The 16,261-nt window shown below is 56.9% G+C and carries 14 protein-coding genes; 2 read left to right on the forward strand and 12 right to left on the reverse strand.

Features of this window, described 5'->3' with window-relative positions:
* Positions 1–80 precede the first annotated feature (80 nt).
* Entirely contained in the window at positions 81–773 is a 693-nt protein-coding gene (gene lapG / locus AACY25_RS02335; protein WP_339522292.1) for a cysteine protease LapG, read from the forward strand.
* Between the two features lie 9 nt (positions 774–782).
* Positions 783–2,732, forward strand: a complete 1,950-nt coding sequence (gene lapD / locus AACY25_RS02340; RefSeq protein ID WP_339522294.1) for a cyclic di-GMP receptor LapD — start codon at positions 783–785, stop codon at positions 2,730–2,732.
* A gap of 81 nt (positions 2,733–2,813) precedes the next feature.
* Here lapD and AACY25_RS02345 read toward each other — a convergent pair whose 3' ends face one another.
* The 12 genes from AACY25_RS02345 to AACY25_RS02400 form a co-directional block, all read right to left on the reverse strand.
* The gene (locus tag AACY25_RS02345; RefSeq protein ID WP_339522295.1) at positions 2,814–4,220 is read right to left on the reverse strand and encodes a sigma-54-dependent transcriptional regulator; all 1,407 of its coding nucleotides are present in this window, start codon (positions 4,218–4,220) and stop codon (positions 2,814–2,816) included.
* A 6-nt stretch (positions 4,221–4,226) separates the two neighbouring features.
* Positions 4,227–5,435 carry a sensor histidine kinase gene (locus AACY25_RS02350; RefSeq protein ID WP_339522297.1) on the reverse strand — a complete coding sequence of 403 codons (1,209 nt, stop codon included), beginning with the start codon at positions 5,433–5,435 and terminating at the stop codon, positions 4,227–4,229.
* 185 nt (positions 5,436–5,620) lie between these two features.
* Complete coding sequence (locus tag AACY25_RS02355; RefSeq protein WP_339522298.1) at positions 5,621–7,093, reverse strand: sigma-54 dependent transcriptional regulator; 1,473 nt, start codon at positions 7,091–7,093, stop codon at positions 5,621–5,623.
* 240 nt (positions 7,094–7,333) lie between these two features.
* Entirely contained in the window at positions 7,334–7,630 is a 297-nt protein-coding gene (gene fliT / locus AACY25_RS02360; RefSeq protein WP_339522300.1) for a flagellar protein FliT, read from the reverse strand.
* A 27-nt stretch (positions 7,631–7,657) separates the two neighbouring features.
* The gene (fliS, locus tag AACY25_RS02365) at positions 7,658–8,038 is read right to left on the reverse strand and encodes a flagellar export chaperone FliS (RefSeq protein ID WP_339522302.1); all 381 of its coding nucleotides are present in this window, start codon (positions 8,036–8,038) and stop codon (positions 7,658–7,660) included.
* Positions 8,039–8,110: 72 nt separating this feature from the next.
* The gene (gene fliS, locus AACY25_RS02370) at positions 8,111–8,503 is read right to left on the reverse strand and encodes a flagellar export chaperone FliS (RefSeq protein ID WP_339409951.1); all 393 of its coding nucleotides are present in this window, start codon (positions 8,501–8,503) and stop codon (positions 8,111–8,113) included.
* On the reverse strand, positions 8,503–9,966 hold the full coding sequence (gene fliD / locus AACY25_RS02375; protein WP_339522303.1) for a flagellar filament capping protein FliD: 1,464 nt from the start codon (positions 9,964–9,966) through the stop codon (positions 8,503–8,505). Before fliD ends, fliS (AACY25_RS02370) begins: the two co-directional genes overlap by 1 nt.
* Before the next feature lie 74 nt (positions 9,967–10,040).
* A complete protein-coding gene (locus AACY25_RS02380; RefSeq protein WP_339522305.1) occupies positions 10,041–10,430 on the reverse strand; it encodes a flagellar protein FlaG in 390 nt (129 codons plus the stop codon).
* A gap of 72 nt (positions 10,431–10,502) precedes the next feature.
* Positions 10,503–12,110 (reverse strand): flagellin, encoded by a 1,608-nt coding sequence (locus AACY25_RS02385; protein WP_339522306.1) that lies wholly within the window; start codon positions 12,108–12,110, stop codon positions 10,503–10,505.
* 400 nt (positions 12,111–12,510) lie between these two features.
* Complete coding sequence (locus AACY25_RS02390) at positions 12,511–14,118, reverse strand: flagellin (protein ID WP_339523796.1); 1,608 nt, start codon at positions 14,116–14,118, stop codon at positions 12,511–12,513.
* 454 nt (positions 14,119–14,572) lie between these two features.
* On the reverse strand, positions 14,573–15,340 hold the full coding sequence (locus AACY25_RS02395; protein WP_339522307.1) for a cephalosporin hydroxylase family protein: 768 nt from the start codon (positions 15,338–15,340) through the stop codon (positions 14,573–14,575).
* A gap of 20 nt (positions 15,341–15,360) precedes the next feature.
* On the reverse strand, positions 15,361–16,260 hold the full coding sequence (locus AACY25_RS02400) for an NAD-dependent epimerase/dehydratase family protein (RefSeq protein ID WP_339522308.1): 900 nt from the start codon (positions 16,258–16,260) through the stop codon (positions 15,361–15,363).
* Position 16,261: the final 1 nt, after the last annotated feature.

Consider the following 16,261-nt stretch of genomic DNA (forward strand, 5'->3'; position numbering starts at 1 on the left):
GCCGACATTCGGTATATTCAGCGCGGCAAAAAACAGCAGCACCACCTAGACTTTCCCAATCCCCGGCCGAGGCGCGGTACATGCCACCCCGTCAGCTTACTCATGGATGGTTTAAGCGCCTCAACCGAGCGTTGCTGGGCGGTTGCATCCTGCTGATCGGCCTGGCCAGCGCGCTGGCCAACTGGGACTTCGGCCTCATCCTGCAAAACGCCGAAAGCCGCTACGGCAACCTCGGTGCAGCCAAGCAGCGCATCCAGGCCTGGGAAGCGCAAATCAAGGCCAGCACCGACAGCAGCGAAATAGACAAGCTCACCGAGGTCAATCGTTTCTTCAACCGGCAGATCCGCTTTACCGACGATATCCGCCTGTGGAAACAGAACGATTATTGGGCCACGCCCATCGAGATGCTGGTCAAGGGCGCCGGCGACTGCGAAGACTACTCCATCGCCAAATACTTTACCCTGCGCCGCCTCGGCATCCCCAGCGACAAGCTGCGTATCACCTACGTCAAGGCGCTCAATTACAACCAGGCGCATATGGTGCTGACCTACTACGCCAGCCCTGGCGCCGAACCATTGGTGCTGGACAACCTGATCAATCAAATCAAACCCGCCTCGCAGCGCAAAGACCTGCTGCCGGTCTATGCATTCAATGCGGAAGGGCTCTATCTCCCCGGTTCCAACAGCAAGAAGAGCGACTCCAAGAAGCTCTCCCGCTGGCAAGACATCTTGAAAAAAATGCGCACGGAGGGCTTCGCCATCGGCGAAGGCTAGGAGGAACCTATGTCTCTACTCAAGCAGCTATTTCTCGCCATCTGCCTGTTCCTGGTTGTGGCCTTTACCGGCAGTTTTATCGCCGGGGTGGAAAGCTCGCGCGAGCAATTGCTCAGCCAACTGCGCTCCCATGCCCAGGACGCCGCGACCGCGCTGGGCCTGTCGATGACCCCGCACGTGGATGATCCGGCGATGATCGAGCTGATGGTCAGCTCGATCTTCGACAGCGGCTATTTCACCAGCATCCGCGTGGTGCGCATCCCCGATGATGAAGTGATTGTCGAGCGGCGCAGCGACGATGCCAGCGCAGAAACCGTGCCCGCCTGGTTCAGCGAACTGGTTGACCTGCAACCCCAGGGCGGCGATGCGCTGATCATGCGCGGCTGGGAACAGGCTGCGCGGGTCGAGGTGCTCAGCCATCCGCAATTTGCCCTGGCCAAACTCTGGGACAGCGCCATTGGCAGCCTGATCTGGCTACTGCTCTGCGGCCTGGTCAGCGCCATACTCGGCGGTTGGCTGCTGCGCACTCAACTGCGCCCGCTGGACAATATGGTGCAACAGGCTCAGGCCATCACCCGTCGCGAATTCCTCACCCTGCCCAAGGTGCCACGCACACCCGAACTCAAACGCGTGGTCACCGCCATGAACCAGATGGTGGAGAAGCTGAAAACCCTGTTTGCCGAAGAAGCCGCGCGCAGCGAGAAACTGCGCGAAGAGGCCTATCAGGACAGCATCACCGGCTTGGCCAACCGCCGGCTGTTCGATATCCGCCTGGCCCACCAACTGGTGGTCAGCGAACAGAATGCCGAAGGCTACCTGATCCTGCTGCGGGTCAATGACCTCGGCGGGCTCAACCAGCGCCTCGGCGGCCAGCGCACCGATGGGCTGATTGCCGCCATCGGTGAACTGCTCAAGCGTCTGCTCAACCAGACCAACCGCTCGGACTGGCTGGCCTCACGCAGCCGTGGCGGCGAATTCAGCCTACTGGCCCCCGGCATCGGCAGCGAAGAAGCCGACCTGCTCGCCGGTGAGCTGCATACCGGCCTGGAAAGCCTGCGCCAGACCGGCGCAAGCGACTGCACACCGGTAGCGCATATGGGCATTGCCGCCTTCCGCCCAGGTGAAGAACCCAGCCAAGTCATTGGCCGCGCTGATCAGGCCTTGGCGCAAGCGCAGAATGACCCAAGCCGCGACTGGGTTCGCTTGGATGACTACAACGCCCAACCGACTCAGGGCCTACACGACTGGCGCACCTGGATCGACGATGCGCTGAACAAGCGCAAGCTGCAGCTGTATTTCCAGCCGGTCATGCAATGCGCCGACCGCAACCAGCTGCTGCACCACAAGGTCCTGGCGCGCCTGCTTGACCCGCAAGGCGAAGCGATTGCCGCCGGGCGTTTCCTGCCCTGGATCGAACGCCTGGGGTGGACCGCGCGTTTCGACCTGGCCATGCTCGAGCACAGCCTGGCGCACCTCAGCCAGCATGCTGCGCCACTGGCCCTGAGCCTTTCGGCAGCGACCCTGCGCGATGGCGAAACCCTCAAGCGCATGTTCGAAATCCTCCGGCAACACCCACAGCTGGCCAGCCTGCTGACCCTGGAAGTGGACGAGCGTCACCTGCCGCCGGCCGCCGAGCTGGAAGCCCTTAGCCAGAGCATCCGCGACACCGGATTCAGCCTGGGCCTGCAACACTTTGGCGGGCGCTTCAGCCTGATCGGCAACCTGACCCACCTGGGCCTCGCCTACCTAAAGCTCGATGGCACCTATATCCGCGCCATTGATCAGGAAAGCGACAAGCGCATGTTTATCGAGGCCGTGTTCCGCGCCACCAACAGCATCGACCTGCCATTGATTGCGGAAATGGTGGAAACCGAGGGCGAGCTGGCCGTGCTCAAGGAGCTGGGGCTATACGGCGCAATGGGCCGCCTGCTGGGCGCGCCAGAGCCCTGGAAAGGCTAAACAACCAACGCAAACGGGGTAGTCCGCTTTACGGCCTACCCCGTTATCAAGTACAGCGCTTAGAGCCCGGCAAACAGCGGCTCAGCTGGCAAACAGATAACCTTCCACATCCATACCGGCATCACGCATTTGCGCCAGCTTGTAGCGCAAGGTACGCGGGCTGATGCCCAGACGCTCAGCGGCTTCCTTGCGCCGACCGCGCTCGGCGCGCAAGGTATCGATGATCATCTGAAACTCATGCCGACGCAGATCATCGCCCAAGGCACCGGCTTCTGCCGACGAAGCGTCCTGCTGCACGGGGGCGCTATTGACCACCACCGCCAACAGCGGCTGCGCGGGCGGCGTAACCGCCGAACCAATAGGTGCCAGCAGGCAAAGGTCCTGCGGCTGAATCAGCCCGCCCTGCTGCAAGATCAGCGCGCGCTGGATGGCGTTATCCAGCTCGCGCACATTGCCCGGCCAGCTATGGCTCATCAGGCTCATCTGCGCCTGCGGCGAAAGCCGAATCGGCGCATGGTTCATTTTCTTCACGTACTTGGCCAGCAGACGCTCGGCCAGCGGCACGATATCCGCCGGGCGCTCACGTAACGGCCGCCAGGCCAGCGGGAACACTGACAGGCGATAGTAAAGGTCTTCACGGAAGCGCCCCGCCGCCACTTCTGCAGCCAGGTCACGGTTACTCGTAGCCAGCACACGGATGTCCAGAGTAATCGGCTTGCGCGCGCCCACCCGTTCCACCTCACGCTCCTGCAGCACGCGCAACAGTTTGGCCTGCAAGCCCAGCGGCATTTCAGAAATTTCGTCGAGCAGAATAGTGCCGCCTTCGGCCAATTCAAATTTGCCCGGCGCACTGGCAATAGCCCCGGTAAATGCGCCCTTCTCATGGCCAAATAGCGTGGCCTCGAGCATGTTGTCTGGAATCGCCGCGCAATTGATCGCAATAAAGGGTTTGCTGCCGCGTGGTGACTGCTGGTGGATAAAGCGCGCCAGCACCTCTTTACCGGTACCGGATTCGCCAGTGATCAATACCGTTGAATCGCTCTGCGCCACCCGCGTGGCCAGGGCCAGCAGCTGCACGCTGGCCGGCTCCTCGGCAACCGGGCCGTCCTGCTCGCTGACAGAAACCTGGCCCAGCGCATGCCTGTCCACCAGTGTCAGCAGGGCTTTCGGCTCGAATGGTTTAACCAGATAATCCGCCGCGCCTTGGCGCATGGCATCTACCGCCCGCTCCACCGCGCCGAACGCAGTCATCAACAGCACCGGCAGTTGGGGCTGACGCTGACGAATCTGCGCCAGCAACTGATGGCCATCCATACCGGGCATATTTACGTCGCTGACTACCAGGCCAAAAGGCTCTTCGGCAATCGCCAGCAGCGCCGCTTCGGCACAATCCACCGCTCGGTAGTCATGCCCACCCAACGCCAGGGTATCGGCCAGTGCCTCGCGCAATGCACGGTCATCTTCGACCAATAGAATTTTGCTCGCCATGGATGGTTACTCCTGAATCAAAGGGTGCGTAGCACCAAGCAGCGGCAAGGTGAGAATGGCGCAGGTGCCACGCCCCGGCCGCGAACGCAGCTGCACATCGCCCTGATGGGCGCGCGCCACTGCCTTGACCACGGCCAGGCCAAGCCCGGTACCAGTGGTTTTGGTGGTAAAGAAGGGTTCGCCAAGCCGCGCCAGCGTCGCGCGGTCAATGCCTGGGCCGTTGTCGCTGATGCACAGCCGCACAGTTTCGCCGCGCTGATACAGATGAATCTTCAATCGCGCTTCACGGCCGCCTGCCTGAATCGCGTTCTCGATCAGATTGAGCACAGTGCCCACCAGCGTGTCGCGGTTGCACAGCAGCTCGCCCGCGCGGCTATCGCACTGCCAGCGCACCTGCATATCCAGCACATGGGGTTCGGCGGCGCTGCGCAGCGCATCGAACAGTTCCTTGGGTACCAAACGATCCGGTAGTGGCAGCTCGCCACGGGCGAAGATCAGCATGTCGCGCACCTGATGCTCCAGCTCGTGCAGACGCTCTTTCAGGCGGCCGGCAAACCGCTGCTGCTGTTCAACTGGCAGCACTTGCTCAGTCAAGTGACTGGCGTAGAGCAATGCAGCCGAGAGCGGCGTACGAATCTGGTGAGCCAGAGATGCGACCATACGGCCCAAAGCAGACAAACGCTCATGGCGCGACAATTGATCCTGCAAGCGCCGGGTTTCTGTCAGGTCGGTCAGCAGCACTAACTGCCCGGGTTCAGCGTGCAGTGAACGGGTGGCAATCGACAAACGCCGGCCATCCTTCAGGGAGATTTCATGGCCGTCATCTTCACGTGGGGCAAAGTTGCGCGCGATCACCTGGCGCCAGAGCATACCCACCAATGGCTGACCGAGCAGATTACGCGCCACCGGGTTGGCTTCGCGCACCACGCCTTGACCGTCGATCACAATCACCCCGCCGGGCAACAGATCCAACAAGCTCTGCAGGCGGTTAGCCAGGCGTTCTTTCTCGGCCAGCTCCTGCATACGCTGAGCACTGACAAGTGCCAACTGGCCCTTTAGCTCAGTCACCCGCGCCTCCAGCATGCTGTAGCTGGTGCTGAGCTGAGTCGACATTTGGTTGAACAAGGCAAAGGCCTGCTCGAGGCCGGCACGGCTGGCCTGCTCCACGGGAGCGGGCGCTTCGGATTCTTCGGGGCGGTGGGCGTTAGCGTTCATGGTTCTCTCTCGCGCAGCGAGCCGTCATAAGACAGTCAGTTGCAAGAGAGATAGCAATACCCGTGCCTGAAAAAATATCCTTTCAAATCAATGCCATAAAAAATAGAGCCGAAGGTTTCGTCAAACCTTCGGCTCTATTGGTTGGGCTAACGCCAAGTCGCTGACGATCGTCGGACATAGAAAGGTCAGTCGTCCAACCCTTCATCATCACGTCGGCTCATACCGTACTTGCGCATTTTCTCAACCAGGGTGGTGCGGCGAATGCGTAAACGCTCGGCAGCGCGTGCAACCACGCCACTGGCGTCGTCAAGCGCCTGTTGAATCAGACCCTGCTCAAGATTGCCCAGGTAATCCTTCAGATCCAAACCTTCCGGCGGCAGCATGGCCATCGAATCCACACCCGGCAGGCCGGCCAAAATGGTCGCGCGCTCATCCAGCTCATCACGCAGCGTCGCCACCATGCCCTCGTCTTCATCATCGACATGGCGGAATTTCTTCGGCAGCTCGCCCACGCCGATAACGCCATAGGGATGCATGATCGCCATGCGCTCTACCAGGTTGGCCAGCTCGCGTACGTTCCCAGCCCAGTCATGCCGACACAGCGACATGATTGCCGCTGAGTTGAAACGGATAGAGCCGCGCTTCTCGAACTCCATGCGCGAGATCAGCTCGTTCATCAGCAACGGAATGTCCTCGATGCGCTCACGCAGCGGGGCCATCTCGATTGGGAATACGTTGAGGCGGTAATACAGATCCTCACGGAAACTGCCGTCCTCAATCATCTTTTCAAGATTTTTATGGGTGGCGGCAATGATCCGCACATCAGCGCTCTGGGTCTTGTTGCTGCCAACCCGCTCGAAGGTGCGCTCCTGTAACACACGCAGCAGCTTCACCTGCATGGGCAATGGCATATCGCCAATTTCATCGAGGAACAAGGTGCCGCCATTGGCCAGCTCGAAACGCCCGGCCCGGCTGGTGATCGCACCGGTAAATGCACCCTTCTCGTGGCCGAACAGTTCGCTTTCCAGCAGCTCGGCAGGAATCGCGCCGCAGTTGACTGGTACAAACGGAGCTTCACGGCGCTTGGAGTGGTAATGCAGGTTGCGCGCGACCACTTCCTTGCCCGTACCCGACTCGCCAAGGATCAGCACGCTAGCCTCGGTGTCGGCCACCTGTTGCATCATCTGCCGTACTTGCTGAATAGCCCGACTGGTACCGACCAGACTGCGGAATAGATTAGTCTCCCGCTGACGGCCGCGCTCACGGGCCTGGTCGTACATCTCGCGGTAGACCTGGGCGCGGTGCAGGGAGTCGAGCAGCTTGTTGTAGCTCACCGGCATTTCCAGCGTTGCCAACACGCAGCGGCGCTGCTCTTCCGGCCATTCGGCGGCGATCTGATCGTTGATCAGCAGGGTAGGTAGGAACTCATCCCAGGCAGCCAGCTGTTTAAGCATTTCCAGCACGCCGCCTTTGGCTTTCACTTCGCCAAGCAGCACGCTGAGCACTTCACGGCTGGATGCCAACTCCGCCACGCATTGACGCCAGTTCTGGCTGTCGCTGGCCAGATGATCTTCACCTAGAAAATTCAAGATCACCGTCAAGTCACGACGGCGCTCGCTGTTGTCGTCAATCAGGAGGATTTTGGTTTCACGCCACATAATTTTATTTGCTGATCCTGGAGTGAAAATGCGCCCGCCGCCCCACTACACTCAATCCAGCCGCCGGCATTTGGCCACTAGTTAAGTCAATTTTTTGTTATTAGTCAATTTTATGGCGTGCTTTTTATTGTGTCCGCCAAGCAGACTAAGCAGCTGTTTAACAAAGAAGGGGAAAGAACGAAACAGAACGCAGATATATGCAGAAGGTCGATACCAGACAGCATCGACCAAAAACGCTAATCAACCAAACAGCTGATAGACCTTGGCACCTTGTTGCGATTGATTGAGCTGAACGAGCTCATGAGCCAATCGCTGTTGCTCGGCTTGGCACACGTGAACCAGCTCGCGATAAAGATCCAGCAACTCCTGCATACGCGCACGTAGAGTTTCTTCATCACTGGCAGATTCGACCATGGCTTCGTCAACGGCCTGGCGGCACTGGAGATCCAGCTCGCCAATAGCGGCCCAATCCTGAGTAGCCAGCGCAGTACGCAAAGCGCTGCCGGTTTCTTCCAAACGCTGCACGGATGAACTCATAATCAATTCCTCAGCCGGGAAACAACATCACTCGGCGATAGCATCCCAGCCAGCTTTTACATTACGAAGCAGGCCTGCAACTTCGTCCAGCGGCGCTATTTCATTCTGCACATTGGCATCAACCAAACGGGTCGCCATGTATTCGTAGAGGCTATCCAGGTTCGCAGCAACTTCACCGCCCTGCTCCAGGTTGAGACCCTCACGCAAGCCACCGATGATGCCGATAGCTTTACTAATCAGCTCACCCTTGAGAGCAACCTGATTACGCTCGATAGCGCCACGCGCCTGGGCAATGCGGGTTAACCCGCCCTCCATCAACATTTGGATCAATCGATGTGGGCTGGCTTCAATAGCCTGGGCCTGGGTGTTGACGGTTTGATACTGCTTGAGGGCCGCCATCGCGTTCATCGTTGTTCTCGCTGTTCTGTTTGCTGGATACCTTGGGTATCGGCGCTACAGAGCAAAGCTTTAGCAACGAAATTATTTTCCTGAGACAGGCTCAATCTCTGGGTCGATCGCATCCCAAGCACTCTTGATCTGCTCAAGCAACACCTGAACCTCATCCAATGTACGCGGCGTATTATCGAGCGCACCACCAGCAAGACGACGGGTCATGTAGTCATAGAGCGAGTCTAGATTTTCAGCAATTTCACCGCCCTGGTCCTTGTCCAGACTGGCTTGCAGAGCCCCCAAAATGGTGATGGTACTGCCAACAGCCATACCGCGAATTTCCGTATCACCTTCCGTTTGAGCATGCTTGGCTAACATCATTCGCTGTATAGCACCCTCAAGCAATAACTGAACAGTGCGATAGGGCGAAACGTCCTGACTGGTATTGACCTGCTTATAAGTGTCGATCGGCGTATTGCTCATTACTTATCCTTTTTCACAAAGCCAGGCAGGCTAGCAAGCTGGTTAGCCAAGCTCTCGCTAGTACGCTTTAGCTGGCCAACCAAGGTATCCATCGCGTTGTATTGAGCATAGAGACGAGTTTGAATTTTCTCTACGCGCAGATCCAAGGTCACACGCTGCTCATCAATATTAGTCAGAGTGCCTTGCAGTGTGTCGGTACGTTGTTTTAGCACGCCAGTAGCTGCCACATAGCCAGAAACAGACTTGCCTAAGCGGCCCATTAAGCCGTTTTCACCCGTCAAATAGCCTGAAATTTGATCAAAATTATTCGCAAGAGCACTTGTCAATTTAGTGTCATCTAGCTTGAGCTTGCCATCTTTTTCGGTGGTGATGCCCAGATCAGCTAGAGCGCGAATGCCATCATCGCCGGTCATCTTAACCATCTCATTGCGTAAGCCGGACAGCACATTACGGACAGATGAATCCCCCAAAAGGGGACCAGTAACCGGCTTCTTACCTTCGCCAAGGCTGACAACCCCTGTCAGCTGAGAAGTCGCGCTGATCAAGGTGTTATATGCTTCAACAAATTTTTGCAGGTTGGCCTTGGCACCCGCCTTATCGACGCCGACACTCACGTTGATAGTTTTACCATCAAGCAACTCAGCTGAACTCTGGGTCGATACAAGATCAAGTGTGACGCCCTCTAAGGCATCTTCAATGCGGTTAGTGTCACGCACTAACTGGAGACCATCAATAGTCACTTTGGAGGATTTCGCTTTCGTGATAACGCCTGCAGCTCCTGTATCAGAACTAGGCGAAACAAAGGCCTCGGCATTATCCGGATCAACAACCGGAACAAATGCTTGGGATGTCAGCGTATTGATACCAGTAACCGTACCGTCTTCGATTGCTTCAACTTGAATATCGTTTCCAGCGCCCGTCTTGCTGGAACTCAACACAAGGCGTGAACCAGAGGCGTCGGTGATGATAGTGGCGCTGACGCCACTGTCCTTACCTGCTTCATTGATAGCATCACGCATGCCCGCCAGCGTGTTGTTCTCGGCGGTTATATCAACGCTGAAATTATTGCTGGTGGTTGAAATATTCAGCTTGCCGCTGTTGAAGGTTGCACTATTTCCACCCGCAACTGACTGCAGCGCAACCTTACTGCTAGTCGCCAACTGCTGTACTTGAACGTTATAGCTTCCCGCAGGGGCAGTAGTTGCAGCGGTGGCCTTGAGCACACTGGTGTTGGAAGAACTTGCTGTACGTGATTCAAACAAGGACGTTTTATTAAGCGCATCAACCGACGATTTGAATGCATTCAGCGCACCGGTCAAGGTACCCAGTGCGGAAATTCGTGTAGTAGTTGCTTTTTCAAGACGATCAAGTTGGGAAGTTTTGGGCGCGCGCTCAGAATCGACTAACGCCTTTACGATGCTGTCGATGTCGATCCCTGAACCGATACCTGTGATACCTACCATGATGCACCTCGTCAAAAACTCGACTGTTTACGCCTCGTGAGCATAAACAATCAAAAGCCATGCCAAGCCTGTGGCTAAGCTTCAGCCTTAAACAGCAGGCTGCGAACCTCCGAGAGATTTTCAGCCAGCTGCAGCGCTTCTTCTGACGGAATCTGTCGAATTACATCGCCAGAGCCAGAGTCAGTGACTTTCACAACAACTCGACCACTGCCCTCTTCAAGCGAAAAATTTAGGTCACGGCGAACCGTCTGAACAAAGTCTTGGATGGTCGCTACAGCAGCTTCAACATCCTCCCTGGATGCTTGAGGGGAAGATGCAGTGCTAACAGATTGATCTGCAACAGTATCTTGAGCAACTCTCTGCTCAAGAGCGCCCTCTACGGCACTACCCGACGTAGCACTTTGAGTCCGCTCTACCTTAGTAGGTACAGCAGTTGGGGAATTTTGAACTGAACCAATGTCCATCACTTTATCCTCACAATGAGGGAACGGGGGGAAGAGCCATGCCCTCCCCCCCGTAGTCTAGCGCTTCAACCCTTAGCCGAGCAGACTGAGAACAGCCTGCGGCAACTGGTTGGCCTGGGCCAAGATCGCAGTACCGGCCTGCTGCAAGATCTGATTTTTGGTCAGTTCCGAAGTTTCAGCAGCATAGTCGGTGTCACGAATCCGGCTGCGAGCAGCGGAAGCATTCTCTCCAATGTTTTGCAAGTTGGAGATGGTGTTCTCGAAGCGGTTCTGCACCGCACCGAGTTGAGCACGCTGACTGTCGATGTTGGAGATCGCAGAGCTGATGATACCCAAGGCGTTCTGCGCACCAATCGCCGTACCGATATCAATCGAGTCCACCGCTTCTAGCACGCTGAACTTGCTCGCAGCCTGATTACCACCGTCGATAGTGTCGAAATTCTCCACCTCGAAGGCATCTGGCGACTCGAAACGTACCTGGCCTACAACAGTAGCGCCATCAGTGCCGTCACCGGTCATAGCGGCTGCAGTACCGATAGTATCACTAGCATCATCGGAGTCGTCGATGCCGTTGTCGCCATTGAAGGACAGCGTCTGGAGTTCAGCCGCTACCGCAGCGTCCGAAGAATCAGTAGCAGTGTATTCGTCGATCGCGATGTTGTCGCCACGCTCGCTCACCATCTCCAATGCGCCGTTGTTCAGCACCCGGGCACTGATACCGGTACGGCCAGTTTCCTTATTGATCGCATCGGCCAAACCGGAGAGATCACCCCAATCAGTAATACTGGCCGAGATCTGCACAGCGTCGCCTTCTTTGGCGTTATTGGAACCATAGAGATTGAAGCTGATGGTGCCGGACGTATCGGTGTTGGTAAACTTGCCATCCGCGTCCTGCTGCAAGCGCACAGATGTACGCGCAGTCGAGGTTACACCAGTGGAATCCGCTGTACGATTCACAGCATTAGAGAGGTCACGCGCCGAGCTGCCATCAACCAAAGCAACCGAGGCTTCGCCCAGTTTGCCCTTGATGGTCAGGCCATCGGTGGTGGCCGGCGACGAGGCATAACCTACGTCGGTGGAGGTGATGTCGGCGAAGCCGGTCACGACGCTAGCGGCGATACCGCTTTGCGCATCGGTTTCACTGGATACACTGCTGTTAAAGCGGTTTGCACCAATGCGCGAAGCAGAAGCCGCGCCGACCGAAACACTGATGGTCTCGAAGGCGTTAGCGCCGACCTGGAAGCTTTGCGAACCAAAGGTACCGTCGAGAATCTTACGGCCACCGAAGCTGGTGGTTTCTGCAATACGGTTCAGCTCTTGCTGCAGCTGCGACACTTCACCTTGCAGAGCCGCACGTTCGCTGGCGCCGTTAGAGCCGTTGGCCGACTGCAGGGACAGGTCACGCATACGCTGCAGAATGCCGGTGGACTGCTGCAACGCACCTTCAGCGGTTTGCGCCAGGGAGATGCCGTCGTTGGAGTTACGTACCGCAACGTTAAGGCCGTTGATCTGGCTGGTCAGACGGTTGGAAATCTGCAGACCAGCCGCATCGTCTTTAGCGCTATTGATACGGAAGCCAGTGGAAAGGCGTTGCAGGGACGTATCCAGGCCTTTGGCCGAACTGCCCAAGTTACGCTGAGTGTTCAGCGACGCTACGTTTGTGTTGACTGTAAGGGCCATGGTATTTGCCTCCAAAGGACCGCTAAGTTTGCCTGAGCTCGCGAGCTTCGGGGCTGTTTGCTCAGACACCCTATTAAGTTCGCATTCGATCTTTGTATCGGCGCTGCCCGGAGCAACTTTAGGCAGCTTCAGCAAGAAAAATTTGAGATTTTTTTTTGCTGACCGATCAGGCAGTTACACAAGTCATGGAAGTCATGTTGAAAAATTGACGCTCGACTTTCGATCGACCTGAAGCACTGCCTAAGCTTCTATCGGCAGCGTCAGTGGATAGTTGAGGATTTTCTGTGCGCCTATAGAAGAAGGCACGGAGGGGTAAAGCAGGTCGTGTAAACGTCAGAACTTTCAATGAAAAGTCAATACAGGAAGCGCAGAGCACTCGCCCCCTGTATTGGCGTAACGACTACTGAAGCAGGCTGAGCACGGCCTGAGGCAGCTGGTTGGCCTGGGCCAGAATTGCAGTACCGGCTTGCTGTAGGATCTGATTCTTGGTCAGTTCCGAAGTTTCAGCAGCGTAATCGGTATCACGAATCCGGCTACGGGCAGCCGAGGCATTCTCCCCAATGTTCTGCAGGTTGGAGATGGTGTTCTCGAAGCGGTTTTGCACTGCACCGAGCTGAGCACGCTGACTGTCAATATTAGAGATGGCAGCGCTGATGATACCCAATGCGTTCTGCGCCCCCACATAACTGCTGACATCCACCTGATCGACCGACTCCAGCAAGCTGTAAACATCGGCCGACTGAATACCACTATCAATGGTGTCGAAATTTTCGACTTTAAACGCATCCGGCGACTCGAAACGCACTTGGCCAACCGCAACTGCACCGTTTGTCCCATTACCAGTCAAAGTTGCGGCAACGCCGACAGTATCACTGGCATCAGCAGCATCATCGATGCTGTTATCGCCATTGAACGCCATATTCTGCATTTCAGCGGCAATGGTGTTACCTGTAGAGCCCTCTGCGGTGTAATTGTCGATAGCGATATTGTCGCCACGTTCGTTGACCATCTCTAAGGAGCCATTGATCAACACTTTGGCGCTAATACCGGTACGTCCGGTTTCCTTATTGATTGCATCAGCGAGACCGGACAGATCTCCCCAATCGGAAATCGTAGCGGAGATTGCTACCCCGTCGCCTACCTTGCTGTCGTTGGAGCCGTAGAGGGTAAAGCTGATTGTGCCGGAAATATCGGTGTTGCTAAAGCCGCCACTGGCATCTTGCTGCAAACGCACTGAGGTGCGCGCACTGGAGCTAACACCCGTAGAGTCGGTTGCACGGTTAACCGCGGTGGATAATTCACGCGCAGAACTACCGTCGACCAAGCCGATCGAAGCCTCGCCCAATTTGCCCTTAATAGTCAGGCCGGCGGAAGTCGCAGGCGAAGATGCATAGCCAACATCGGTAGATGTAAGGTCGGCGAAACCGGTAATTGAGCTTGCTGCAATACCGCTCTGTGCCGCGGTATCACTAGCAACGCTGCTATTGAAGCGACTGGCCCCAATGCGCGAAGCATTAGCCGCCCCCACCGATACGCTGATGGTTTCAAAGGCGTTGGCACCCACTTGGAAACTCTGCGAACCGAAAGAACCGTCAAGAATCTTACGACCGCCGAAGCTAGTAGTTTCGGCAATACGATTCAGCTCTTGCTGCAGCTGCGACACCTCGCCTTGCAGAGCGGCACGCTCACTAGCACCATTGGAGCCGTTAGCCGACTGCAGGGCCAGGTCACGCATACGCTGCAAAATACCGGTGGACTGCTGCAAGGCACCTTCAGCGGTCTGCGCCAGAGAGATGCCGTCATTGGAGTTTCGTACCGCTACAGCCAGGCCCTGAATTTGGCTGGTCAGGCGGTTAGAGATTTGCAGACCGGCCGCATCATCCTTGGCGCTGTTGATGCGCAAGCCGGTAGAAAGACGTTGCAAGGACGTGTCCAAGCCCTTGGACGATGAATTCAGGTTCCGCTGAGTATTCAGCGACGCCACGTTGGTGTTGACTGTCAGTGCCATGGTTTTTCTCCAAAGAATATGTCTGCTGCACGTGCGCTTTGGGCCTGAACCGATACAGCACCAGGCGCCGACATCTAGTGACATAGCCAGCAATGCCATTAGCGTGCCAATTCTTACTAACTAGATAAAAACCTATAAAAAACAATCGATTGAATTATCAATACACGCTATGAAAACGGCTTGCCGGCTGCAGAGCGGCAATACACTGCCGCTCTCTTTGCCTGTTGCGGCAAACGCCTCAGCCACCGGCATCGATGGCCGAGACCTGGCAAATAACGAACAGGAGCGATAACCGCTTCACAGCAGCGATTGAAGTGCAGAGGGGGATGTCGGGTAGGAGCTGTACCGGTCTTGACGCTGAGCGAAGACCGGTAAGGGAGGGGAACAGAACTCGCGCCGCACAGGCGCGTAGATAAGAATGACCGCTGCGGCAAACGCACAGCGGTCGGTGCAATCAGGCGATGCGTTTCAACCAGGCATTGGGCCAGTGGGTGATGTTTTTGCTGAGGCTGCTTTCATTGAACGGCCAGGCTGGCTGCTCGATAACGAACCGCGGATTGCCTTCGGCGAAATCGAGCGCGGCTTGCGAAGGATTGTCCTTGCCCCAGTTCGGGTTGCCCCGCGGAACGTCGGTCAGATCGCGCATAACGCCGTCGGTGGAAACGATGTAGGAGCCTGGGGTGACCAGCGGCGAGTACTGGCGTAGCTCTTCGGCGACGTGGGCATAGGTATGGTTGGAGTCGAGAATCACCAGTACCGTTTCACCTGGCTTAACCAGTGACTTGACCTGGGCGACGATATCATCGGCCACCGAACTGCCCTCAATCAGGGTCAGGTATTCAAATAGCTCATGGGCCTCGATGGCTTTGCGGTTGTGCGGACGGATCTCGATATCCACACCAATCACGCGGCCCTTGCCCATGGCCTTGAACAGGCTGGCGTAGTAAATCAACGAGCCGCCGTGAGCAATGCCGGTTTCAATGATCACGTCCGGCTTGATGCTGTAGATCACTTCCTGAATGCGCAGCATATCTTCCGGCAACTGGATCACCGGGCGACCCATCCAGGAGAAGGTGTAGGGGTACTTCTGGTTCCAGCCCAAAGTCACCCATTGCTGGGTGAGCAGTTCGAAGGCTTCGTCCGTGTACAGATCCAGCTCACGCACGGAGCCCTGGTCATCCAGAGTCAGCTTTTTGTTATCAGTATCGACTGTCAGTTTCATGCCCTGCTCCTTTGCCAGAATTAAACACGCCCACGCCACCAGGCCAGAGCGTCATCCAAACCGTGTTGTAGATCAAACTGTGCTTGCCAACCCAACCTCACCAGCCGCTGGTTATCCGCCAGCAACAACGGTGGATCATCGGCGGCCACTGCAATGGCACCCATCCGTAACAGGTGCATTGCATCCAACTGTGTAGCCAGGTACTCAACCACCTCACGCAGGCGCACCGGCTGGCCGCTGCCAAGATTGAACGCGCCCTGCGCCTGGTGTTGCAACAAGGTCACCAGGGCGCTACCAATATCCGCCGCATGTAACAGGTCACGCAGTTGCTCGCCGTGCGAGCAGAGTGCCGGCTGGCCGTTAAACAGCGCGTTAATCACTGCCGGAACCAAACGCCCTGGAGCCTCGAACGGGCCGTAAGCGTGAAAGATACGTGCCCAGGCGATCGGCAGACCATGCACCGCGCTGAACACCTCCGCCAACTCGCGGGTAGCATTCTTGCAGCGCCCATAAACAGTCGCGGGGATTAAAGGCGTCACCTCTTCCCGACAATAGCCGTAGCGCCAGTCATATTCGGCGCAGCTGCCGACCAGCACAGCATGCTGGCCGCCCTGAGCCTGAAACGTTTCAAGCAAACGCAGTGTTGCCTGCACCCACAGCAGGTTTTCCGGCGAGGTCCAGTACACCCCAGGCTTGGCGCACCAGGCTAGGTGCAACAGTTGCTCGGGACGTACGGCGTTGATCAGCTTTTCAACAGCTCCGGGCTCAAGCAGATTGGCCTGATGCTCAGTAACCGAGGCCTGTGCCTCGATGCGCGTTTGTGCATAGACGGCATGCACCTCAAACCCACTGAGCTGCAGCTGCTGCACGGCATGCTGGCCAATGAAGCCGCTTGCCCCAGTCACCAGCACACGCGTCATA

The sequence above is a fragment of the Pseudomonas sp. EA_35y_Pfl2_R111 genome (assembly GCF_963970955.1).
Lineage (GTDB): Bacteria > Pseudomonadota > Gammaproteobacteria > Pseudomonadales > Pseudomonadaceae > Aquipseudomonas.